General features: G+C 71.3%; 1 protein-coding gene. It reads left to right on the forward strand.

All coding sequences use genetic code 11. From position 1 onward, the window contains the following. Positions 1-331, forward strand: a 331-nt coding sequence (locus RT028_RS17020) for an FtsX-like permease family protein (RefSeq protein ID WP_312936283.1), incomplete at both ends; no start/stop codon positions are given.

Consider the following 331-nt stretch of genomic DNA (forward strand, 5'->3'; position numbering starts at 1 on the left):
ACAGCGCCGTGGATTGATCCGCACCCTGCGCGCCTGCGGTGTCAACTTGCGCACGGTGCTGACGGCACTGGCCATTGAGCTGGGGCTGTTCGCCGTGCTCGGCGGCCTGGCGGGGGTGGCTGGCGGCTACCTGTTGGCGGCGTTGCTGCTGCCGGATGTGGCCGCCAGCATGCGCGGGCTTTATGGCGCACAGGTAGCCGGCCAGTTGAGCCTGAGCCCGGCGTGGTGGGCCACGGGGCTGCTGGTCAGCGTGGCCGGTGCCTTGCTCGCCGGAGTAAGTGCGGTGTGGCGTGCGGCGCACCTGCCACTGCTGGCCTTGGCCCAGGCGCAG

The organism is Pseudomonas sp. (genome assembly GCF_032058845.1).
Classification (GTDB): domain Bacteria; phylum Pseudomonadota; class Gammaproteobacteria; order Pseudomonadales; family Pseudomonadaceae; genus Aquipseudomonas.